We start from the raw sequence: 22,841 nt of genomic DNA, 5'->3' as shown, positions 1-22,841 counted from the left end.
CTCCTGTTGCCCGTCTGCCCCCTGCCGTGGTGTTCCACGTGCGGTCGGCCTCTCCTGGAGGGACGGCCGAAGCAGCAAGAAGGGTTGCATACGCGCCTGTGGCCCCCGTCGGAGGACGGGGGCCGCAGGCGGTTCGGGCGAACAGGCCGCGAGGCGGCGTTCACCTGGGGTTTCGCGCTCGGTACAGCGATGTGGCCGATGATGCGGCGACCGGTGGTGGTGTGGCCAAGGTCTCGGGCCGGCCGGGGTCGGCCGAGGTCAGCCGAAGAGGTTGTAGTTGTTGGCTCCGGTGCCCAGCCGCTTGCGGGCGCCGAAGACGCCGCTGTCGGACTTGCCGGTGCCCGGGTAGAGGTACAGGTCCCCGCTCTTCACCCGGACGATGATGTCCGCGTGTCCGTCGCCGGTGAAGTCGCCGGTGGTGACCAGGGCCGTGGCCACGTCCCAGGTCCGGACGAGGGCCTTGGCCGCGAACGGGGCGCTCGCCTTGCCGGTGCCCTTGAAGAGGTACAGCTTGCCGCCGCTGCCCCGGGCGATGATGTCGGCCTTGCCGTCGTTGGTGAAGTCGCCGCTGCCCCGGACCATGCTGAAGTTGAGGCCGCCGCCGCCGATCCTGGTCCGGGCGGCGAACGTGCCGTTGCCCTTGCCCGGGTACAGCCAGAAGCCACCGGAGGAGTCGGTCGAGAGGATGTCGGGGTGGCCGTCGCTCGTCAGGTCGCCGGGGGCCAGGATCTGCTTGCGGGTGCCCCAGCCGGTCGCCAGACGCTTGGTCTGCCACTCCCCGGCCGCCGAGCTGTACCACTGCCAGTACAGGTTGCCGTCCGTACCGCGGACGAGCAGGTCCTGGTTGTCGTCCCGGTTCAGGTCCGTCTGCAGAAGGACGTTGATGTCGCCCCAACCGCTGCTGTACGTGGCCTTCGACATGCCGTTGCCGGTCGAATTGAACTGGTACATCGTCTTGTTGGACGCGTTGCGGGCCATCAGGTCCGCACGGTGGTCCCAGTTCATGTTGGTGTCGTAGGCCCGCGCCTTGATGGCGGGCACATAGGTGCTCACCTTGGCGAAGACGCTGTACGCGCCCTCTCCGACACAGTCCAGGACGCCCCACGACACGATGCCGGCCAGCTTGCCGCCGATCACCAGCGGGCCGCCGGAGTCACCGTTGCACGCACCGACGGTCTCCGCGTCGCTCGCGCCGGTCTTGCCCGCGCAGACCATGTGGCCCGCCACGAAGGAGCTTCCGTACGAACCGCGGCACGTCGCGTCCGAGACGATCGGGAGCGTCGCCGAACGCAGGGTGGGGGAGATGTCGTCGTTGGTGGACGTGGTGCGGCCCCAGCCGTAGACCTTGGCCTGGGTGCCCGGCGCGTAGAGGCCCGTGTCCGTGTTCGCCATCACCGGGAGGGGCTTGGCCTCGACCGGGTCGAAGAGGGTGAGCACCGCGACGTCGTTGTCGGCCGCACCCTGCACGTCCTTGTAGAGCGGGCTGTTCCACTGGCGGTAGGGCCAGGAGACGGTGCCGCTGCTGTTCGGCTCGGTGGAGGTGCTGCCGGTGACGACCACGCCGTTCGCGTTCCAGTCGAAGCCCTTGACGCAGTGCGCGGCCGTGGCGATCTTCGTGGGCGCGATGACGACGCCGCCGCAGAAGAAGCCGGTGTCGTCGCTCTCGTCGCCCGGGGTGCCCCGGTCGTCGTGGTACCAGAGCTGAGCCATCCACGGGGCGCTGCTGATGGAGGTCTGCGTGCCGCCGATGACCATCGGGGCCGCGGTGCCCGGGTCGTCCCCGGCGAACTTGGCGGGCGGGAGGGCCTCGCGGTCCGCCACGGCCGAGTCGGCCACGCGCTCGCGCAGCTCCGACTCCGGCGGGGCGACGGGCCGTTCGGGTGCGGCCGTCGGCAAGGAGGGCGCCGGTTCGCCGGCCTGCGACGTGGACATCGTCAGCGCGGTGCCGACGAGGGCGAGGACGGTGACGGCCGCCGCCGGAACGGCGAGTCTGAGCCGGCGCGCGTGCCGGCCCCCCGTGGTGCGTATGTGCACGCGTGATCCTTCGGATAGGAACCGGTGGCGCACGAGAGCCCCGCCGGTCGGAAAACGGCGGGGGTGCGCGAACTGCCCGCAGCGCAGGGCGGGTCGCCGCAGGGCTCACGCCTCTGCCGTTCCGCCTCGATGGCCCCCCACCTCAACTGGTCCGGATATTACGTGATCGACAACGGAAGGGGAATGTGTGGAGAAGGAAAAGAAGAGGAAAAGGGAACCGCGGAGACGGAAAAGGACTCCGCACCCTCACCGGAGTGAGGGTGCGGAGTCCTTCGAACGAACTGTTCCGGCGTCCGGTCGGTCAGTCGTTGCCGTTTCCGCTGCCCGGCGTCGTCTTCTGGATCTGGAGCAGGAACTCCGCGTTGGACTGGGTCTTCTTCATCCGGTCCAGGAGGAGCTCGATCGCCTGCTGCTGGTCGAGCGCGTGCAGCACCCGGCGCAGCTTCCAGACGACCGCCAGCTCGTCGGTGCCGAGCAGGATCTCTTCCTTACGGGTGGAGGACGCGTCGACGTCCACCGCCGGGAAGATGCGCTTGTCCGAGAGCTTCCGGTCGAGCTTGAGCTCCATGTTGCCGGTGCCCTTGAACTCCTCGAAGATCACCTCGTCCATGCGCGAGCCGGTCTCGACGAGCGCGGTGGCCAGGATGGTCAGCGAGCCGCCGTCCTCGATGTTGCGCGCGGCGCCGAAGAAGCGCTTCGGGGGGTAGAGCGCGGTCGAGTCGACGCCACCGGACAGGATGCGGCCGGAGGCCGGCGCCGCGAGGTTGTACGCGCGGCCCAGGCGGGTGATCGAGTCGAGCAGGACGACCACGTCGTGACCCAGCTCGACGAGGCGCTTGGCGCGCTCGATGGCCAGCTCGGCGACGGTGGTGTGGTCCTCGGCGGGACGGTCGAAGGTCGAGGAGATGACCTCGCCCTTCACCGACCGCTGCATGTCGGTGACCTCTTCCGGACGCTCGTCGACCAGGACGACCATCAGGTGGCACTCGGGGCTGTTGACCGTGATCGCGTTGGCGATGGCCTGCAGGATCATGGTCTTGCCGGTCTTCGGCGGGGCCACGATGAGTCCGCGCTGCCCCTTGCCGATCGGGGCCACCAGGTCGATGATCCGCGTCGTCAGGATGTTGGAGTCGGTCTCCAGACGGAGCCGGTCCTGCGGGTAGAGCGGGGTCAGCTTCTGGAACTCGGGGCGGCCGCGGCCCGACTCCGGGGCCATGCCGTTGACCGAGTCGAGGCGGACCAGCGCGTTGAACTTCTCGCGCCGCTCGCCGTCCTTGGGCTGGCGCACCGCGCCGGTGACGTGGTCGCCCTTGCGCAGGCCGTTCTTGCGGACCTGGGCGAGCGAGACGTACACGTCGTTCGGGCCCGGCAGGTAGCCGGAGGTGCGGATGAACGCGTAGTTGTCGAGGATGTCCAGGATGCCCGCGACGGGGATCAGGACGTCGTCGTCGGCCACCTGCACATCGCTGGCGAAGTCGTCGCGCCCGCGACGGCCACGGCGGTCGCGGTACCGGCCGCGACGGCCACGACGGCCACCCGCCTCGTCGTCGAAGTCGTCCTGCGGACCGTTGTCACGGTTCTGCTGGCCCTGGCCCTGGCCCTGCCCCTGGCCGCCACCGCCCTGGCCCTGGCGCTGCGGGCGCTGCCCGCCGCCGCCCTGCTGGCCCTGGTCGTCGCCCTTGCCGCGACGGTCGCGCTGACGCTCACGACGCTCACCGCGCTCACCGCGGCCCTGACGGTCTCCGCGACGGCCCTCGGCCGTGTCGGCGGAGGCCTCGGCCCTGGCGTCGCCCTTGGGCTCGCCCCGCTCCTCGGTCCTCTGCTCGACCTGGGGCTCCGCCTTGGCCTTGACCTCGGCCTTCGCCTCGGTCTTGGTGTCGGGGCTGCCCGCCTGCGCCGTCGCACGGCGGCGACGACGCTCGCCCGCGGGCTGGTCGTCGCTGGCCGGCTGACCGGGGATGTCGATCTGCTGCTGGGCCGCGTCCTTCTCGGCTGCGGCAGCGGCGGCCTCGTCCCCGGTGCGCGCCTTCGAGGTCGCGCGGCGCTTCGGCTTGCTCTCCGCCTCGGCGGGGGCCTCTGCGGCCTTGGAGGAGGCCTTGGGGGCTGCGGATCCGCCACCCGCCTGCGCCTCCTTGATGACCTCGATCAGCTGGCTCTTGCGCATCCGCGCAGTGCCCCTGATGCCGAGGCCGGACGCGACCTGCTGCAGCTCGGCCAGGACCATGCCCTCGAGGCCGGTGCCGGAGCGGCGGCGCCGTGCGGTGGTGCCAGTGGCAGCACCTTCGGCGGGCGCGGCGCTGTCGACGCTCTTGTCGGCAGTCACGCCCATCAGATCGGTGGTGTCGCTCACGAAGGGTCCTTCCCTGGAGCGGACGTCGGCCTTCTGGCTCGGCGACCGGTTGTGCTGTCCGACTGCGGTCTGTTGATCTTGCTGGATCGCGGACCTTGCCGGGGCGGTGGTCCGCCGGGTGTACGGCGGAGAGATGAACGTGCGGGGTCCGGCGCGAGATCCCCCTGCTCGGCCCACTCCTGGACGAGCGAGGGGTGTCGTGCCGGTTCCGGAGCGTGCTCGAAACTGCTCAGGCAGGCTGCTCAGGCAGTTGGGGAGGCTCCCGGAAGAATGGTGGTCCCGGAGGGGGACACGAAGCAACGCGCCTCAAAGACGTCGGTTGCAGACTTGAGGTTAACACTACCGGCTCCAACAAACATTCCCCCTCTCGCTCACCGGTAATCACCTGTGGTCACGCGGCCAGCGGCAGCACACTGGCGCCCGTCGCGTCGAGGGCCAGCCGGTTCGCCGCCCAGCCCTCCCCCGCCAGTCGGGCGACCTTGTCGGCCGAGCCTTCCTCCGTCAGCGCGAGGACCGTGGGCCCCGCGCCGGAGATGACCGCGGGCACGCCGTCGGCGCGCAGGCGGTGGACCAGTTCCACGCTCTCCGGCATGGCGGGGCCCCGGTACTCCTGGTGGATCCGGTCCTCGGTCGCGGCGAGCAGCAGTTCCGGACGACGGGTCAGGGCCTCGACGAGCAGGGCCGCCCGGCCGGCGTTGAGGGCCGCGTCGACGTGCGGGACGGTGCGCGGCAGCAGGCCGCGCGCCGTCTCGGTGAGCACCGGGCGCCCGGGTACGAAGACGACCGGGACGACGGATGCGGCGGGATCCATCCTGATCGCCCGGGCCGCGCCGCCGTCCATCCAGGCCAGCGTGAAGCCGCCGAGCAGACAGGCCGCGACATTGTCGGGGTGCCCCTCGATCTCGGTCGCCAGCTCCAGCAGCGCCGCGTCGTCGAGACGGGCGTCACCGCCGGTCGTCACGGCGCGGGCGGCGACGATTCCGGCGCAGATGGCGGCGGAGGAGGAGCCGAGGCCGCGGCCGTGCGGGATGCGGTTGGCGCAGACGATCTCCAGCCCGCGGGGCTGGCCGCCGAGCAGGTCGAACGCGGTGCGCAGGGAGCGCACGAGCAGGTGGCTCTCGTCGCGGGGCAGCGTCTCGCCGCCCTCACCTGCGATGTCGATGTGCAGCCCGGAGTCGGCGACCCGGACGACGACGTCGTCGTACAACCCCAGTGAGAGGCCCAGGGCGTCGAAACCCGGACCCAGGTTGGCGCTGGTTGCGGGGACGCGCACCCTGACGGCGGCGGCTCGGAACGCGGGACCGGCCATCGGTCGGACCACTCCTTGTAAGGCGGCGGGGATGCAGTGCGGTGGCTCTGCGGCGGCGGGGCCCGAGGGCGGGGCTCAGGGGCGGGGGTGAACGGCGGGGGTCATGGCGGTGGGGGGTCGCGGCTGTGCGGCGGGCTCCGGAACGGTGCGGGAATCCGGCGGCCGGCCCGGCGGCCACGACGGGGACCGCAGGCGTGGCGGTCCGGCGGGCGGATGCCGGGCGGATGGGGTACAGCTTATCGAAGGAAGGTTCTGTGGCGACATAGGGCGCACAGGAGGCGCACGATGCGTGTCGCCCGCCTCCCATGCGCTCTCGGCCCGGGAAAGGGGCTGGTTGAGCGGGTTGTCGCGATGGCCCGGACCGGCCGCGGCGCTCGGCCGCGACCGGCGCGCGAGGGATCAGACGAGTCCGAGCTTCTCGGCGGCGGTGGCCGCGTCGACCGGGACGGTGACCGGCTGCGGTGCGCCCGCGACGGCCCAGTCGGGGTCCTTGAGGCCGTTGCCGGTGACCGTGCAGACGATGCGCTGGCCGGGGTCGACCTTGCCCTCCTCGGCGGCCTTGAGCAGGCCGGCGACGGAAGCCGCCGACGCGGGCTCCACGAAGACACCCTCCTGGGAGGCCAACAGCCGGTACGCGGACAGGATCTGCCGGTCCGTCACCTCGTCGATGAAGCCGCCCGACTCGTCGCGGGCGGCGAGCGCGTAGTCCCAGGAGGCCGGGTTGCCGATGCGGATCGCGGTGGCGATGGTCGAGGGGTCCTTGACGACCTCGCCGCGCACGATGGGCGCGGAACCGGAGGCCTGGAACCCCCACATGCGCGGGGAGCGGGTCGAGACGCCGTCACCGGCGTACTCGGTGTACCCCTTCCAGTACGCGGTGATGTTGCCCGCGTTGCCGACCGGCAGGACATGGATGTCGGGGGCGTCGCCGAGCGCGTCGACGATCTCGAACGCGGCGGTCTTCTGGCCCTCGATACGGACCGGATTGACCGAATTGACCAGCGCCACCGGGTAGTTGTCCGAGAGCGAGCGGGCCAGGGTCAGGCAGTCGTCGAAGTTGCCGTCGACCTGGAGGATCTTGGCGCCGTGCACGAGCGCCTGGCCCATCTTGCCGAGCGCGATCTTGCCCTGCGGTACGAGGACGGCGCAGACCATCCCCGCGCGCACGGCGTACGCCGCGGCGGAGGCCGAGGTGTTGCCGGTGGAGGCGCAGATGACGGCCTTCGCCCCCTCCTCCTTGGCCCGGGTGATGGCCATGGTCATGCCGCGGTCCTTGAACGAACCGGTGGGGTTGGCGCCCTCGACCTTGAGGTGCACCTCGCAGCCCGTGCGCTCGGAGAGGACCTGCGCCGGAACGAGCGGCGTACCGCCCTCACGAAGCGTGACGACGGGCGTCGTGCTCGTGACCGGAAGCCGGTCCCGGTACTCCTCGATGATGCCGCGCCACTGGTGGGTGCCCTTGCTGGTCATGGGTCCTTTACTCCCCTTCAACACGCATGATGCTGGCGACACCGCGCACGGTGTCGAGCTTGCGCAGCGCTTCGACGGTCCCGGAGAGGGCGGCGTCGGGCGCGCGGTGGGTGACGACGACGAGGGATGCCTCGCCGTCTCCGTCCGGACGTCCCTGCTGACGTACCGTGTCGATGGATACGCCCTGCTCGGCGAAGACCGTCGCGACCTGGGCGAGCACGCCCGGCTTGTCGGCCACGTCGAGGCTGATGTGGTAGCGCGTGACGACCTCGCCCATGGGGCTGACCGGCAGGCGCGTGTAGGCGGACTCACCGGGGCCGGTGGCCTCGCCCAGTTTGTTGCGGCAGACGGCGACGAGGTCGCCGAGGACCGCGGACGCGGTCGGCGAGCCGCCGGCGCCGGGTCCGTAGAACATGAGCTGCCCGGCCGCGTCGGCCTCGATGAAGACCGCGTTGTACGCCTCGCGGACCGAGGCCAGCGGGTGGCTGAGCGGGATCATCGCGGGGTGGACGCGGGCGGTGACGGAGGCCCCGTCCGCGGCGCGCTCGCAGATGGCCAGCAGTTTGACCGTGCAGCCCATCCGGCGGGCCGAGGCGATGTCGGCGGCGGAGACCTCGGTGATGCCCTCGCGGTGCACGTCGCCGATCTTCACGCGGGTGTGGAAGGCGATCCCGGCGAGGATCGCGGCCTTCGCGGCGGCGTCGAAGCCCTCGACGTCGGCGGTCGGGTCCGCCTCGGCGTATCCGAGGGCGGTCGCCTCGTCGAGCGCCTCGGAGTAGCCGGCGCCGCTCGTGTCCATCTTGTCGAGGATGAAGTTGGTCGTGCCGTTCACGATGCCGAGCACCCGGTTGACCTTGTCCCCGGCGAGCGACTCGCGCAGCGGCCGCACCAGCGGGATGGCACCGGCGACGGCGGCCTCGTAGTACAGATCGCGGCCGTACTTCTCGGCGGCGGCGTGCAGGGCCGCACCGTCCTCGGCGAGCAGCGCCTTGTTGGCGGAGACGACGCTCGCGCCGTTCTCGAAGGCGGTGGTGATGAGCGCCCGGGCGGGCTCGATCCCTCCGATGACCTCGATGACGACGTCGATGTCGCCGCGCTCCACGAGCGCGGTGGCGTCGGTGGTGATCAGTGCGGGGTCGATGCCCTCACGCACCTTCGAGGGCCGGCGGACGGCCACGCCGGCGAGCTCGACGGGCGCGCCGATGCGCGCCGCGAGGTCGTCGGCGTGCGTCGTCATGATGCGCGCCACCTCTGAGCCGACCACACCACAGCCCAGCAGCGCCACCTTCAGCGGACGCGTACGCATCATCCGACCTCGTTTCTCATACCTGGACCTTCCGGCGATCAGGGGGCGGCGCCCCACCTTCCCATCGCCGGAAGGACATGCTCATTGGGGACCAGTCTCACTCACCGGACGGGAGTTTCTGACCCTCGTCCGGATCCTGAGATGACTATTTCATCAGCCGACATCGAGGCGCAGGAGATCTTCCTCCGTCTCGCGCCGGACGATCACTCGTGCCTCGCCGTCGCGCACCGCGACGACCGGCGGGCGCAGTGCGTGGTTGTAGTTGCTGGCCATGGAACGGCAGTACGCGCCGGTGGCGGGGACGGCGATCAGGTCGCCGGGGGCCAGGTCGGCGGGGAGGAACGCGTCCTTGACCACGATGTCGCCGCTCTCGCAGTGCTTGCCGACGACCCGGACGAGCATGGGTTCGGCGTCGGAGCTGCGGGAGACGAGCGCGACGCTGTATTCGGCGTCGTACAGCGCGGTGCGGATGTTGTCCGACATGCCGCCGTCGACGCTGACGTACGTCCGCAGCCCCTCCAGGGGCTTGATCGTGCCGACCTCGTACAGCGTGAACGCGGTGGGTCCGACGATGGCGCGGCCCGGCTCGACGGAGATGCGGGGGGTGCGCAGCTTCGCCGCCTCGCACTCGCGGGTGACGATGGCGCTGAGCGCCTTGGCGATCTCGTGCGGTTCGCGGGGGTCGTCCTCGGAGGTGTAGGCGATGCCGAGACCGCCGCCCAGGTCGATCTCGGGCAGCTCGACGCCGTGCTCGTCGCGGACCTCGGCGAGCAGCTGCACCACACGGCGGGCGGAGACCTCGAAGCCGGCCATGTCGAAGATCTGCGAGCCGATGTGCGAATGGACGCCGATGAGGTCGAGGCCGTCGAGGGCGAGGGCGCGGCGCACCGCCTCGGCGGCCTGCCCGTCGGCGAGCGCGATCCCGAACTTCTGGTCCTCGTGCGCGGTGGCGATGAACTCGTGGGTGTGGGCCTCGACGCCGACGGTGACGCGGATCTGCACCCGCTGGCGGACGCCGTGGCGCTGGGCGATGTGGGCGACGCGGACGATCTCCTGGAAGGAGTCGAGCACGATCCGCCCGACGCCCGCCCCGACGGCCCGCTCGATCTCGGCGACGGTCTTGTTGTTGCCGTGGAAGGCGATGCGCTCGGCGGGCATTCCGGCGTCGAGCGCGGTGGTCAGCTCCCCGCCGGAGCACACGTCGAGGTTCAGCCCCTCTTCCTTCAACCAGCGCACGACGGCGCGGGAGAGGAAGGCCTTCCCGGCGTAGAAGACGTCGGCGTCCGGCCCGAAGGCGTCGGACCAGGCGCGGCAGCGGGCCCGGAAGTCGCTCTCGTCGAGGAAGTAGGCGGGCGTGCCGAACTCCTCCGCGAGCCGGGCGACGGCGATCCCGCCGACGGTGAGGGCGCCCTCCGCGTCGCGGGTGACGGTGCGCGACCAGACCTTCTCGTCGAGGACGTTGAGGTCGGCGGCGGGCGCGGAGTAGTGCCCCTCGGTGAGGACGTCGGCGTGACGGGGTCCTGCGGGGTGTGCGGAGCGGCTCATCGTGAGGGTTCTTTCGGGTCTCTTCTGATCGCGTCAGAGGTGTTCGGGCGCGCGGATGCCGAGCAGGGTCAGGCCGCCTGCCAGCACCGTCCCGGCGGCTTCGGCGAGAGCCAGCCGGGCACGGTGGGCGGCCGAGGGTTTCTCGTCGCCGGAGGGCAGGGGCGGGCAGGAGTCGTGGAAGTCGAAGAACGCGTGGGCGACGGCTTCCAGCTGCCGGGCGACCCGGTCGGGCGCGCGGTGACGAGCTGCCGCGAGCAGGACGCCGGGGTGGTCGGCGAGGAGGTCGAGGAGGGGGCGGGCCGCGCCGTCGTGAGGGACGGCGGCGGCGCCGTACGGGACGTGCGGGGCGTACGGGACGTGCTGATCGGGTCTTTCGCCATGGGCGACGGGCTCGGAGTGCGGGGCGGGTTCGGCGTGGCCTCCGCTGTGCCCGGCGTGCGGGGCGGGTTCGGCGGTGAAGCCGAGGAGGGCGGCCCCGCGGGTGAGGGCACGGGTCCTGGCGTGGGTGTAACGGACCCGGAAGAGCGGGTTGGCCTCGCCCTGGACGAGCAGTTCGGGGCCGAGGGCGGCGCGGTCGTGGCCGGCGGGCCGCAGGAGCCCCCAGCGGGCGGCGTCGGGCCCGAGCCGCTCCAGCAGCTCTCCCGCGGTGGCCCCGGCGGGGACGGGCCGGACCTCGGTGAGCGGCACGGGGGGCGTCCCGTGGGCGTCGACGGTGACGCCGAGACGGGCCCAGTCCGGGTCGGACGCCTCCTCGCAGCTGACCCGGACCCGGGCGCCCTGGGCGGCGACGAGCCGACGCACGGCGTGAGTGGTGACGGCGGCGCGGACCTCCCGCGCGTGGTGGAACTGGAGGATCTCGTGCCGGAGCGCGCCCCCGTGCCCGTACGCGAGGCCCTGTTGCCGTACGGCGTCGAGCACGGCCCGGTCGCCCACGGCCGGTGCGTCGAGGGTGAAGCTCAGGAACCCGGGTCCGGTGATCTCGACCCGCCCGACGCCGGGCTCGGCGGCGATCCGTTCCCGCAGGATGCGGGCGACTTCCAGGGCGGGCAGCGCGGCGGGCGCGGCGAGCTGGAGCGCGACGGCGCAGGCGTAGTCCCCGCTGCCGCCGGGCCGGGTCCTCTCCACCCGCACGCGCGCGGGCACGGGTGCGCGCAAGGCATCCTCGTCGACCGCGCGGCGCACGGCGTGCAGCACGGTCCGGGAGAGGTCGGCGGGAGTCACGGGTCAAGCCTAGGTGAGAGAGGGGGGCACTCCGCGACCCGGTTTCGCCATCCGGTCGGCCGGCCCCGGTCCGGCGCCCTCGACCGCCGGATCCGGTTCGACGCCGCGGCAGCGGCCGGACCCGGAGTCCTCGCCCCGGTCAGCCGGTGGCGCTCCCCGCCCGTCCGGCGCCGCGCCGCCCGTCCGCCGAGGGCTCTTCCTCCCCCGTCACCAGCCGGCGCACGATCCGCACCAGCTCGCTCGGCTCGAACGGCTTCGCCAGGAACGCGTCGACCCCGGCGGCCACGCCCGCGTCGACCTCGTAGGGCGTACAGGCGCTGATGACCGCGATGGGAAGACGGCGGGTCCGTGGGTCGGAGCGAAGACGGGTGGCGGTCTCCAGACCGTCCAGCCGGGGCATCACGACGTCGAGGGTGATCGCGTCGGGGCGGACCCGCTCGACCAGGTCCAGGCACTCGACACCATCGGCCGCGGTCACGACCTCGAAGCCCTCCAGCTCGAGATTGACCCTGATCAGCTGCCGGATGACCTTGTTGTCGTCGACAACAAGCACGCGGCCGTACGCCCCTGACACCCTTCGAGAGTAGGTCGACCGGAGGTGCGGCGTCCGGGTTTTGTCCACTTCCGCCCCGGACGGGTGGCCACCGCCCGCACCGGCCTCCCGGCCGGGAGGAAAAGGAGCGGAGGCACGGCGGAATACCTGTTCACGGACACCCCGTGGGAGCTGGTAGTGTTTCACCCGTCGCAGAGCAGCACCGCGATACGCCCCCGTAGCTCAGGGGATAGAGCATCGGCCTCCGGAGCCGGGTGCGCAGGTTCGAATCCTGCCGGGGGCACTTCCGGATTGAAGAACCGGACCAGCAGAGGCTGGTCCGGTTTTTTCGTATGCGTCGCATACGCACCGCGTGGGCCGCGCCCTCGCGGTGGCGAGCGGAGCGTGGTCCGGTCGCCCCCGCGAGGTGGGCAGGTCAGTACTTGCCGTCGACCGGGACCCAGCCGGACCAGGCCTCGGGCTGGTAGAACTTGCCGGTGTCGCCGTCGTAGCGCAGGACGCGCAGACGTACGTTCCCGGTCTCGCGGTAGTCCTTGTTGCAGGTCGCCCAGCTGTCCACGCCGAGCTTGTTGACGCAGACCTCCTCGGCGCGGCCGTAGTCGGTGTAGACCCCGATGGCCGCGGACATGCCGTCCTTCTTCGTGTCGCCCGCCCAGATGATGTCGCCGTTGTGCTGGAAGCACCCGCTGGAGCCGTAGGCGGTGGTCGAACCGAGGCACGTGCTCGACGACGGAGCGGCCTTGGCCGCGGCCACGGCTTCCGCCTGTCCGCCCGGTGCCGGGGTTTCCACCGGTCCCGCCGGGGAGGGAACGGTCTCCCCAGGCTCCGTGGCCCCGCCCTCGACGATCCGTACGTCGGCAGGCATCCGCACTTCCTGGGGGCTCGCCGGTGCGTCGTCGGCCAGCGCCGGCGGCCCGGTGACCGCCGAGAGCGCCAGTGCTGACGCACCAGCGAGAACGCTCAGCCTCGAGCGCCAGTTTCCACGCATGCCGCACTACCCCCGCGCCTGATCCCTGTTGCGAGATCATCAAATATCAATATGTGAACAGAGTGTGAGACTAAGAGATCGTCGTGACGGATGGAAGGGGCTTCTGTGACGCAGGGGCTCCATGGTGCGGATGACGCACACGCGGCGGGCACGCCGTGGGCACAGCAGGAGGGGCGGGCACACCAGTGTGCGCCCGCCCCTCCTGCGTACCGGTGTCACCGCGCGGGAGGCCCCGCGGCCGGCTCCCCCTCGGCGATGTCGTGGAACGAGAGATCGAGGGCGCACTCCGCCGGGATGGCGGCGGCGGAGGTCTCGCACGCGGCGGGGCCCGCCCCGACCCGTCCGTCCGTCTCGGGCGGACCGGCGCGTCGCTCGCCCGTCTCGATGTAGCCCGCCATGCCGTCCACGGGAACGGGCGTCGCGGAGGCGGCGGGGTCGGCGGGCCGGGTGGCGTCGGGGGTGTCCGACGAGGACGAACAGGCGGCTACGCCCGCCGAGGCGCACAGGACGAGTGCGGCTGAGACCGCGACGGTGCGAAATCGCATGAAGACCCCCTACGCGGACGCCCGGACATCCGAGTCGTCAGTTGATCCACGGTGCCACACCGGGCGGTGCGGAGGGCGGAGAACGGGTGAAGACGGCGCACGGACCGTGTCATGTGCACAGGGCCGAGGGCCCATGATGCTCCGATGGACACCTCCCGTGAGAACGCTGCCGCCGTGCATCCGGTGCGTCGCCGTCGTGTGCCGGTCCCGGCCGTCGTCGCTCTCGTGCTCCTCGCCTGCGTCGCCGCCACGATCGGTGTGGTCTCCTGGGCCGCCGACGAGGTGTCGTCGGACCTGACCGACCAGGAGATGACCTGCTGCTGGGAGGACGGGGCCACGCCCGCCTGGATGAGCGGTCAGCTGGGCATCCGCATTCCGGAGGGAGCATCGGACCGACGGGCGGGCTACAAGGTCGGGCAACGCTACGACACCGGTCTGCTGTCCTTCGTCCTTCCGAGCGAGGAGGCGGAGGCGTACACCGGCCGGCTCGTCGAGAAGGACACGGTGATGATCGATAACTCCCACCCCGAGGAGAAGGGATACCGCCCTGCGGCCGCCTTCGGCCACCTCGGTCTTCCCGAGCCGGAGACGCTCGTGCAGGGGCTGCGGCGAACCAGCCTCTGCCCCGATGACCTGATGACTCCGGAAGGCACGTACCTCCAGCGCTGCGTCGACCTCTTCGCCCACGAGCTCGACGCGGGCACCACGCGGATCTATGTCCGGTCGACCGTCGAACCATCCGTGACGCCTCCCGTGGGCAAGGCCCAGTAGGCCGGCCGGCCGGGCCGGGGCGGCCTTCGAGGTGACCGCACGGAAAGCACCGATGGCCCTCGTGCGTGGAGCGGGACGGAACCGGGCAGAGTCAGGGTGACTTTTACGGCTCGGCGGTGGGGGGACCGTTATGGAGTCCGACGATCGGTACGGGGCTGCGGGGCAGGGAGCCGACGGATTCGGGTTCGGCGGGCCTGTGCCACCGCCGCCCTCCCGTGCGCCGGCCGTCGGGCCGCCGCCGCCCGGTGCGCCCCTGCGTATGGCCGGTGCCGCGCTGCTCAATCTGACCGGACTCGGGCTCGGTTACGCCCTGTTGGGGCGCTGGGCGCGGGCCGCGGTGTGCTGGGCGGCCACGGCGGCGCTGCTGTGGGCGGCGTTGCCGGCCGATCCGGACGGAGTGCCCGGGGGCGTCCTCGGCGGGTATCTGCTCGTGCTGGTGCTCGCCGCCGCCGACGGGGCGTGGGTCGCCCGGCGTTCGGCGCTGGGCGGGGCGTGGCGGCCCGTCCTGGCGGTCGGGCTCGGCGTGGTGTTGCTGGCCGTGCCGGCGGGCGGGGCGGTGGTGTACGGCTCCGCACGGGACGAGGCGCGGGAGCAGATGCTGCTGGACCGGCTGGCGGCCGGGGACGAGCGGGTCACGGCGGCCTCGCGGCAGCAGTTCGGCACGGCGAAGGGCGAGTACGAGCGGGCGCTCGACATCTACCGCACGCTCGGTCAGGACCATCCGGGCTCCCGGGCCGCGAAGCTCGTCCCGGACCGCCTGAAGGCTTACTACGACGCCGTCTCCGCCCCGTACGCCGAGAAGCGGCTCTGTGAAGCCGTCGCGCCGTTGACCTATCTGCGGACGCTTCCCGACTCGGTGGACGGAAAGCTGCTGGGCGCGCTCGCCGCATGGCCCGACGAACCGCTCGCCGCGTCGTTGTACGGGTGCGGTGTGTCGCGTCTGGGCGGGGCGGGCGGCGGCGCCGCCGAGTTGGGTGAGCTGTTGCGTACGTTCCCCGATTCCGCTCCCGCGCAGCAGGTGGGGCCCGCGATCGGGACGCGGATCAAGGACCAGGTCGCGGCGTTGAAGGGGGCCGAGCCGTGTGCCGCCACCGAGGTGCTGCGGGACCTCGGCGCCACCGCGTCCGAACTGCCCGCCGAAGGCGTGAAGGCGCTGCGCGGCGATGCCGACAAGGGTGTCGTGGACGGCGTGTACGCCTGTGGGGTCGACCAGTTCGAGGACGAGAAGTTCGACGACGCTCGCACGACGCTGAGCGATTTCGCGCGGACGTACAGGAGTGACGGGCGGGTACGGCAGGCGCGGAACATCGCCATAGCCGCGGAGATCGCCGCCGACCGGCCGTCGGCGGGCAAGCGACTGCCGCCGACGAAACGGCCCGGCGGGGCCCGCATGGAGCTGGTCATCAGCAACGACGCGCCGAACGCGGTCGAGGTGCTCTACACCGGTCCGGTCACCGGCACCGTCAGGCTGAAGACCTGCGCCGGCTGCGAGCGCTACAGCGCCTCCGAAGGCTCGCGGCGGGCCTGCAAGGCGAGCGGCAGGAACTACCCGAAGGCCCGGCTCCGGCTTCCCGCCGGCGAGTACCACTTCCTGTACAAGCACGGCACGGGCGCGACCGCACGGGTGGACAGCTACTCCTCCGGGACGAAGGTCCAGCCGGGCTACACCTACACCAGTTGCACGTATGTCATCGAGCGGAGCCCGTTCGACCTGGACCTGCCGCAGCTTCCGGATCCGGTCAAGCCGGTGCTCAGCCCTTGGGGCGCGGGTTCTTCTCGATGACCCGGCCGTCCGGTTCGGCGGTGAGGAAGGCGCCGCCGTGCGAGTCGGAGACGTGGACGCGCAGCACCGGGCGGTCGTTGTGGAAGGGCGACGAGGGGTCCACGATCACGTAGCGGCTCTCCGGCTCGTCGACGTTGAGCGTCTTCTCCGCCGTCCTCAGCAGGGCGGGCAGCGCGTCCCAGTCGATGGAGTCCAGGTCGATCGTCCTGGACCCGGACATCAGCGTGCCGCCCATGTCGTCGTTCTTCGCCCGGCCGTCGCGGTAGCTGAAGCGGTCGTACAGCGCGGAGTTGGACCTCAGCGGGGCCTCGGCGTAGGCGTGCACGTCGTAGAGAGTGAAGTCGGTGACCTTCGTGCCGCCCATGAGGGGTTTCAGCGCCTTGATCGCGGTGCGCGCCCCGTCCGGGGTCAGCAGGTCCACGGGCTCCGGCGCCTCCTCCTCGAAACCGCCGGTGCCACCGGGCCCGTCGGTGTCACCGGCCACCGGGTCCGGCGCCGGAGCGGAGACCTGCGGGGCGCTCGCCCGGTCGCGCGGGCGGTCGTCGCTGTTGGAGCCCCTGGACGAGAACGGGTCGGCCGTCCAGATGATGGCGCCCGCGATCACCACGGCCGAGACGACGGAGGACGCGGCGCTGATCCGCCAGACCCGGCGCTCGACGCGGCGGCCGCGCTCGTGAGAGGCGTCGTGAGGAGCGGTGGCGGGCCGCTGGTACGGGTTGGCGCCGGACGCGGGCGTCGGGGTGGAAGCGCGGGGCGGGACACCGTAGCCCGTCGGGATGCGGTCCTTGGGGCCCGCGGGCGCGGAGGTGGGACCCCTCCCGGGCGGCGGCGTGGCGGCCGTCTGCGTGGGCGTGGCGTGCACGGACCCGGAGTGCGCGGACGCGGGCCGCTCCCGTACGGGCTCCGTGGGCGTCGGGACCGGGCTCCCGCCCGTCCGCGCGGCTTCGGCGAGCAGGCGGTCGAGGGCCTCGGCGTCCGGGCGGGCCGGGATGTCCCTGGTGAGGAGCGCCTTGAGCACCGGGGTGAGGGACCCGGCCCGCACCGGCGGCGGGATCTCCTCGTCGAGCACGGCGGCCAGCGTGGCCAGGGTGGTGGCCCGGCGCAGCGGGTGGCGGCCCTCGACGGCCACGTACAGCATCATGCCGAGGGACCAGAGGTCGGAGGACGGGTCGCCCTCGGTGCCGCGGATCCGCTCGGGGGCTATGTAGTCGGGCGAGCCGATGAGGGCGCCCGTCATGGTGAGGCTGGTGGACTCGCGGATGGCGGCGATGCCGAAGTCCGTGAGGACGGGGCGGCCGTCGGTGCGCAGCAGCACGTTGGCGGGCTTGACGTCGCGGTGCTGGATGCCGGAGGCGTGGGCGGCGCGGAGGGCGGAGAGGATGCCGCGTCCCAGCTCGGCGGCCTCGGCGGGCTCCATGGGTCCGTGGGCGAGCCGGTCGTGGAGGGAGGAGCCGGCCACCAGCTCCATCACGATCCACGGGTAGCCGTCCTCGCCGGGGTCGACGATGTGGTGGACGGTGACCACGTTGGGGTGGTCGACCCGGGCCAGGGCGCGGGCCTCGCGCAGCACCCGGGCGCGCAGGGTGCGGGCGCCTTCGGGGTCGTACTCCGCGAGCGCCGGGTCCGGGGGCCGTACCTCCTTCAGGGCGACATCGCGGTGGAGCGCCTCGTCGCGGGCCCGCCAGACCATGCCCATGCCACCGCTGCCGAGCCGCTCCACCAGTGTGAAGCGGCCGTCGATCACCCGTCCCGAGGGGGCCTCTGCGCTCATGGGCCGTAGCGTACGGGGGACTCAGGACAGCGGGGCGGCGGGGCGGAAGGGGCTGCCGGGCCGCAACAGGCCTTCGGCCGTGCCCCGTTCGCGAGGCGCGGTCGGGCCGCGGCGGCCTCGGGCCTCGTCCGCGTCCGCGTCAGGCCGATGTGCGTCCGTGGGAGGATGCCGTCTTCTTCGCCGCCGTGCCGCCGCTCGACGACGTCCCCTTCCTCGCCGTGGCCTTCTTCGCCGCGGTCTTCTTCGAAGCGGCCTTCTTCGCCGTGGACTTCTTCGCGCCGGTGGACTTGGGTGCGGACTTCTTCGTCGCGGAGCTTCCGGAACGGGTGACCGTCTTGCCGGTCGGAGTGCGGTGGGTGGTCTTCTTCGCGGGCTGGGCGGCCCGCCCGGACTTACGGGGCGCCTTCGACGACGTCTTCCCGATGGGGTGGACGTCGGCCATGTCGCCGCTGCCTCCATCGCCCTCGCCGGCGCCCGCACCCTCGACGTTCCGGGACTTCCTGGCCGCCCGCACGCTGTTCTCCAGGGCCGCGATCAGGTCGATGACCTTGCCCTCGCCGGCGTCCTCGGGTGCGGCCGGAAGCACGCTCTCGCCGGCGGCCTTCGCGGCGACGAGCTCCTCGACCGCCTCCCGGTAGTCGTCGTGGAGGCTGTCCATGTCGACCTCGCCGAGGGTGTTCATCAGGGCGTCCGCCAGGTCGAGTTCGGCGTCGCGGACCGTGACGTCGCCGTCCGGGGCGGCGTCCTCCGGGGCGCGGATCTCGTCCGGCCACAGGAGGCCGTGCATGGCGATCACGTCGTCCACGACGCGGAGCATGCCGAGCCGTTCGCGGCCGCGCAGGGCGTACTTGGCGACGGCGACCCTGTTGCTGCGCTTGAGGGCCTCGCGGAGCAGGGCGTACGGCTTGGCGGCCGGGACCCCGTTGGCGGAGAGGTAGTACGCCGAGTCCATCTGGAGCGGGTCGATCCGGTCGGCGGGCACGAAGGCGACGATCTCGATGGTCTTCGCCGTGGGCAGCGGGAGCTGGGCGAGGTCCTCGTCGGTGATCGGGATCATCGTGCCGTCGGCGTCCTCGTAGGCCTTGCCGATCTCGCCGCCGGAGACCTCCTCCTCGTCGAGTTCGCAGACCTTGCGATACCGGATCCGGCCACCGTCGGCGAGGTGGATCTGCCGGAAGCTGATCGAGTGGTTCTCGGTGGCGTTGACCAGCTTGATCGGGATGCTGACCAGCCCGAAGGAGATCGCGCCATTCCAGATGGACCTCACCGTTCACCCCTTGCCGACCCGTGAGCACTCCGAGGCATTGAAGACGCCGCCGAAGAGAAGAAGCCGTTGATGACGCTCTGGCATGATTTCGTGTGACTCTTATCGTATGACGCCGATCACCGAGGTGGAGGGGCGACGGGTCTCGCTCAGCAATCTCGACAAGGTCCTGTATCCGGCCACCGGGACGACCAAGGGCGAGGTGCTGCACTACTACGCGGCCACCGCGGGCGGCGTGATCCTGCCCCATCTGCGCGATCGCCCCGTGTCCTTCCTGCGCTACCCGGACGGGCCGGACGGCCAGGTCTTCTTCACCAAGAACCCGCCGCCCGGTACGCCCGCCTGGGTGGGGACCACCGCGGTTCCGCGGAGCGAGGACCCGGGCGCCCGGCAGGTGGTCGTGCGGGATCTGGCCTCCCTGATGTGGGCGGCCAACCTGGTGGTGGAGTTCCACACCCCGCAGTGGCGTGACGACGCGCCGGAGATCGCCGACCGGATGGTCTTCGACCTGGACCCCGGCTCCCCCGCGACCGTCGTGGAGTGCTGCGCGGTGGCGCTCTGGCTGCGGGAGCGTCTCGCGGCCGACGGGCTGGCGGCGTACGGGAAGACGTCCGGGTCCAAGGGGTTGCACCTGCTGGTCCCGCTGGAGCCCACCCCGTCCGGCGAGGTGTCCGCGTACGCGAAGCGGCTCGCCGTGGAGGCGGAGGCGGCCCTTCCGGGGTTGGCCCTGCACCGGATGAAGCGTGCCCTGCGGCCGGGGAAGGTCTTCGTCGACTTCAGCCAGAACGCCGCGGCGAAGACGACCGCCACGCCCTACACCCTGCGCGCCGGGCCCGAGCCCACCGCGTCGGCCCCGGTCACCTGGGACGAGATCGCGGGGTGCCGGGAGGCCGGTGCGCTGGTGTTCCGTGCCGGGGACATGGCGGCCCGGCTGGATCGGCACGGCGATCTGCTCGCACCGCTGAACGACCCGGAACAGGCCTTTCCGCTGCCCGCGTGACACTCCCCCGGTGCACAGGAATCCACGGCCGAATCGTCTTGACCGGGTCATGACCTGGTTACGGCGCGAGGAAAGGCCACAAGTGGCGGGTGGATTGTCGGACCGGTGGTGCACACTCTGCGCAGGCGCTTTCTCCAGGGCGCGCCGGGAGGGGTGTGACGGACAGGACGCGCCACGGGGCGCGCCGGTCCGGGCGCCGCCGTGATCGTGGGGAGGGGATGGCGTGTTCTCGGGGATCGACGAGGTCGACTGGGCCTCGATGGAGCATGCCTACGGGCCTGCCGACGATGTTCCGGAGCTCCTGCGGGGGCTGGCATCCGACGATCCGGCGGAGCGCGAGACGGCGCTCGACGGCATGTACGGCGCGGTGCACCACCAGGGCGATGTGTACGCGTGCACGCTCGCGTGCATCCCGTTCCTGTTCGAGCTGGCCGTGGACCCGGGGGTACAGGACCGCGGCAGCGTGGTCGAACTGCTCACCAGCATCGGCGGCTTCGACCTCGACGAGGACGACGAGGCGGAGATCGACGAGGACGAGATCGAGGGCGCCGCGAACTACGCGATGGCGGCGGCGGCGGTCACCGCGGGCGCGGGGGTGTTCTTCGAGCTGGTCGCCGACGAGGACGCCGGCGTGCGGCTCGCGGCACCGCTGGCGCTCGCCACGCTGCACCGGCACCCCGTGCGGGTGCTCGCGCTGCTGCGGGAGCGGCTGCCGGTGGAGCCCGAGGAGGAGGTGCGGCTCGCCCTCGTGGAGGCGGCCGGGCGGATCGCCCTGCGGCACCGGCCGCTGGCGGGGCGGGTCGCGGAGTGGCTGGGCCGGCTGGCGTCGCGGGCGCACTCCCCGGGGCTGCGGCTCGCGGCCCTGGCCCAGCTGGCGCGCTGTGCGCCCGACGGTCTGCCCGGCGATGTGGTGCCGGTGGTCTCGGGGCTGCTGCGCGAGATGCGTTCCCCGCCGGAGAAGTCCGCCCCGACGGGGGACGAGGCGGTTCCCGGCCGGGAACCGGAAGCGGAGCCGCGCGACCCGGACGCCGAGCCGACGGACACGAAGGCGGTGGACGCGGAACCGGTGGAGACGGAGCCGGTGGAGACGGAGCCGGTGGCCGCCGCGGAGACCTGCCGGGGCGAGCAGGTCGCGACGCCGACGCTCGTGGGGCAGCTGCGGTCCCTTTCCGCGCAGGAGAACGCCGGGCGCGGCGCTCCCTGGGCGGCGGACCTGCTGCGTACCCTGCACGTCGGCCTCGACGACCGGGTGGGCGACCGCACGGCGCTGCTCGCCGACCAGTTGCGCAGCCCCGACCGTCGGCAGCGCATCGACGCCGTACGGATGAGCGGGGGGCTGATACGGGCCTGGCGCGGCCCCTACGAGGAGTTGGTGGCGCTCGTCGGCGACCAGCTGTCCGACCCCGAGCCCCGGCTGGCCGAGGCCGCGTCCCACGTGCTGGAGGAATTGTTCGGCCTCGCCGCGCCCGCGGCGGACGCCCTGGCCGCCCGGCTGGCCGACCGCCCCGGGGACTGGGTGAGGTCCTGGGCCAGCGGTCCGCCCGGGCTCGGCTCCGCCGTGAAGGCCCTGGCGCGCCTCGGTGACGCCCGGGTGCTGCCCGCGCTCGCGGCGGCGCTGGAGCTGCCGCAGGTGGCGCACGACGTGGGGTTCGCGGTGGGCCACCTGGGGACGGCGGCCCAGCCGCTCGCCGGGGCGCTGCGGCGCAGGCTCGCGGAGGTGGAGCTGGACGAGGGGGCCTACGACCGGGCGAGCCCGCTGCTGGCCGGGCTCACGGGGCTGCGGGCGGGCGAGGCGACCCCCGAGGTGCTGCGGGTGCTGCGCGGCGCCCCGGAGTACCGGGGCGAGTGGCTGCGTACGGCGGCGCTGCGGGCGCTGGGTTCGTTCGGGCCCGCGGCGCGGGAGGCCGTCCCGGAGCTGCGGGCGCTGATCCGCCGCCCGGGGGCGGCCTCCGCGACGGAGGCGGCCGAGGCGCTGTGGGCGATCTCCGGGGACGCCGAGGCGGTGCTGCCTGCGCTGATCGAGGGCCTCCAGTCGCACCAGGTGCACGACCGGCGGGCGGCGGCGGTGGCGCTGGGCGCCCTCGGGCCGCGCGCCGCGGTGGTCGCGCCCCGGCTGCGCGGGCTGCTGGCACACGAGGAGCTGTGGCTGCGGGTCGACGCGGCGATCGCGCTGTGGGAGGTGTCCGGCCGGTCCCGGGAGACCCTCGAAGCACTGCTCGCCGACTGGGATCGGAGCCGTCATGTGCGGGTCCGGGTGGCAGAATGCGTGGCACGGATGGGGCCGGTCCCGGAAGGGTCGGCCGCAGCACACGTCCTGCGGAGCGAACTCGCCTCCGTACGCCGTCACAACGCGATGGACGGCGGGTACGGCAGTCATGACATCCACGAGGACGAGAAGCTCCTGGCGCTGTGCCGACGGGCACTCCGGGGGACGGGGAAAGGAACCACGGCATGATCATTTTCGGTACCAAGGGCTACCTCTACCAGCTGGCCATCCTGACGATGGTGTGCGGCTGGTGCGGCAATCCGGCGGCGCACACCCTGCGCAAGCGGGTCACGAAGTTCACGCTGTTCTTCGTGCCGCTGTTCCCGTTCTCGACGAAGTACGTCACGCAGTGCACGTTCTGCGGCGGGGAGCGGCAGATACCCAAGGAGGAGGCGGACCGGCTGCTCGCCCAGGCCGCGGCCGGGCAGGACGGCAACGCCCACGGCCAGGCCCCGCAGCAGCCCGGTTTCACGCCTCCCGGGCAGAACCCGTACCAGCGCTGAGCCGCACCGGCGCTCGACCCGCACCAGCGCTGAACCACACCGGTGCCGACCTCCTGCCGGCGCTGGTCCTGCGGCCCTCCTGACCGCCCCGGCCCCGTGGTCCCACGACTGCGGGGCCGCACAACGTCACACAGGGGTACGAAGTCGGCATTGCGCACGGTC

At 72.4% G+C, this 22,841-nt stretch carries 17 protein-coding genes and 1 tRNA gene; 6 read left to right on the top strand and 12 right to left on the bottom strand.

All coding sequences use genetic code 11. The annotated features are described in order from the left end of the window. Positions 1–258 precede the first annotated feature (258 nt). The 8 genes from ACIRJT_RS20725 to ACIRJT_RS20690 all read right to left on the bottom strand — a co-directional run bounded on the left by ACIRJT_RS20725 (position 259) and on the right by ACIRJT_RS20690 (position 11,809). Complete coding sequence (locus tag ACIRJT_RS20725; protein ID WP_403911186.1) at positions 259–2,034, bottom strand: trypsin-like serine protease; 1,776 nt, start codon at positions 2,032–2,034, stop codon at positions 259–261. Between the two features lie 301 nt (positions 2,035–2,335). Then, on the bottom strand, positions 2,336–4,384 hold the full coding sequence (gene rho / locus ACIRJT_RS20720; protein ID WP_403911184.1) for a transcription termination factor Rho: 2,049 nt from the start codon (positions 4,382–4,384) through the stop codon (positions 2,336–2,338). Between the two features lie 391 nt (positions 4,385–4,775). Further along, entirely contained in the window at positions 4,776–5,693 is a 918-nt protein-coding gene (gene thrB / locus ACIRJT_RS20715) for a homoserine kinase (protein ID WP_403911182.1), read from the bottom strand. Positions 5,694–6,092: 399 nt separating this feature from the next. After that, positions 6,093–7,163 carry a threonine synthase gene (gene thrC / locus ACIRJT_RS20710; protein WP_371625926.1) on the bottom strand — a complete coding sequence of 357 codons (1,071 nt, stop codon included), beginning with the start codon at positions 7,161–7,163 and terminating at the stop codon, positions 6,093–6,095. A gap of 7 nt (positions 7,164–7,170) precedes the next feature. Beyond that, positions 7,171–8,469, bottom strand: coding sequence for a homoserine dehydrogenase (locus ACIRJT_RS20705; protein ID WP_403911557.1), 1,299 nt, complete (start codon positions 8,467–8,469; stop codon positions 7,171–7,173). Between the two features lie 153 nt (positions 8,470–8,622). After that, positions 8,623–10,014, bottom strand: coding sequence for a diaminopimelate decarboxylase (lysA, locus tag ACIRJT_RS20700; protein WP_403911180.1), 1,392 nt, complete (start codon positions 10,012–10,014; stop codon positions 8,623–8,625). A gap of 33 nt (positions 10,015–10,047) precedes the next feature. Continuing rightward, positions 10,048–11,235: an ArgS-related anticodon-binding protein NrtL gene (gene nrtL / locus ACIRJT_RS20695; RefSeq protein WP_403911179.1), complete on the bottom strand. Its 1,188-nt coding sequence runs from the start codon at positions 11,233–11,235 to the stop codon at positions 10,048–10,050. A gap of 139 nt (positions 11,236–11,374) precedes the next feature. After that, positions 11,375–11,809, bottom strand: coding sequence for a response regulator (locus tag ACIRJT_RS20690; protein ID WP_371625923.1), 435 nt, complete (start codon positions 11,807–11,809; stop codon positions 11,375–11,377). A 190-nt stretch (positions 11,810–11,999) separates the two neighbouring features. On the opposite strand from ACIRJT_RS20690, the gene ACIRJT_RS20685 reads away from it, so the two are divergent. Beyond that, positions 12,000–12,071, top strand: a tRNA-Arg gene (locus ACIRJT_RS20685). A gap of 132 nt (positions 12,072–12,203) precedes the next feature. Here ACIRJT_RS20685 and ACIRJT_RS20680 read toward each other — a convergent pair. Further along, positions 12,204–12,776: a hypothetical protein gene (locus tag ACIRJT_RS20680; protein ID WP_403911177.1), complete on the bottom strand. Its 573-nt coding sequence runs from the start codon at positions 12,774–12,776 to the stop codon at positions 12,204–12,206. Between the two features lie 215 nt (positions 12,777–12,991). Beyond that, positions 12,992–13,321 (bottom strand): hypothetical protein, encoded by a 330-nt coding sequence (locus ACIRJT_RS20675; protein WP_403911176.1) that lies wholly within the window; start codon positions 13,319–13,321, stop codon positions 12,992–12,994. 144 nt (positions 13,322–13,465) lie between these two features. On the opposite strand from ACIRJT_RS20675, the gene ACIRJT_RS20670 reads away from it, so the two are divergent. After that, entirely contained in the window at positions 13,466–14,092 is a 627-nt protein-coding gene (locus ACIRJT_RS20670) for a hypothetical protein (protein WP_403911174.1), read from the top strand. A 130-nt stretch (positions 14,093–14,222) separates the two neighbouring features. Beyond that, a complete protein-coding gene (locus ACIRJT_RS20665; RefSeq protein WP_403911172.1) occupies positions 14,223–15,875 on the top strand; it encodes a hypothetical protein in 1,653 nt (550 codons plus the stop codon). Here the strand turns inward: ACIRJT_RS20665 and ACIRJT_RS20660 are convergent. Then, on the bottom strand, positions 15,844–17,646 hold the full coding sequence (locus ACIRJT_RS20660) for a protein kinase (RefSeq protein WP_403911170.1): 1,803 nt from the start codon (positions 17,644–17,646) through the stop codon (positions 15,844–15,846). The genes ACIRJT_RS20665 and ACIRJT_RS20660 overlap by 32 nt on opposite strands. Before the next feature lie 139 nt (positions 17,647–17,785). Beyond that, on the bottom strand, positions 17,786–18,913 hold the full coding sequence (locus ACIRJT_RS20655; RefSeq protein ID WP_403911168.1) for a Ku protein: 1,128 nt from the start codon (positions 18,911–18,913) through the stop codon (positions 17,786–17,788). A 106-nt stretch (positions 18,914–19,019) separates the two neighbouring features. On the opposite strand from ACIRJT_RS20655, the gene ligD reads away from it, so the two are divergent. The 3 genes from ligD (at position 19,020) to ACIRJT_RS20640 (ending at position 22,679) form a co-directional block, all read left to right on the top strand. After that, on the top strand, positions 19,020–19,910 hold the full coding sequence (ligD, locus tag ACIRJT_RS20650) for a non-homologous end-joining DNA ligase (RefSeq protein ID WP_403911166.1): 891 nt from the start codon (positions 19,020–19,022) through the stop codon (positions 19,908–19,910). A gap of 223 nt (positions 19,911–20,133) precedes the next feature. After that, complete coding sequence (locus ACIRJT_RS20645) at positions 20,134–22,365, top strand: PBS lyase (RefSeq protein WP_403911164.1); 2,232 nt, start codon at positions 20,134–20,136, stop codon at positions 22,363–22,365. Further along, a complete protein-coding gene (locus ACIRJT_RS20640; protein WP_371625914.1) occupies positions 22,362–22,679 on the top strand; it encodes a zinc-ribbon domain-containing protein in 318 nt (105 codons plus the stop codon). Before ACIRJT_RS20645 ends, ACIRJT_RS20640 begins: the two co-directional genes overlap by 4 nt. Positions 22,680–22,841 lie beyond the last annotated feature (162 nt).

It is taken from the genome of Streptomyces sp. NPDC102283 (assembly GCF_044766265.1).
GTDB lineage: Bacteria > Actinomycetota > Actinomycetes > Streptomycetales > Streptomycetaceae > Streptomyces.
This window is presented reverse-complemented; position numbering and strand designations above follow the sequence as displayed.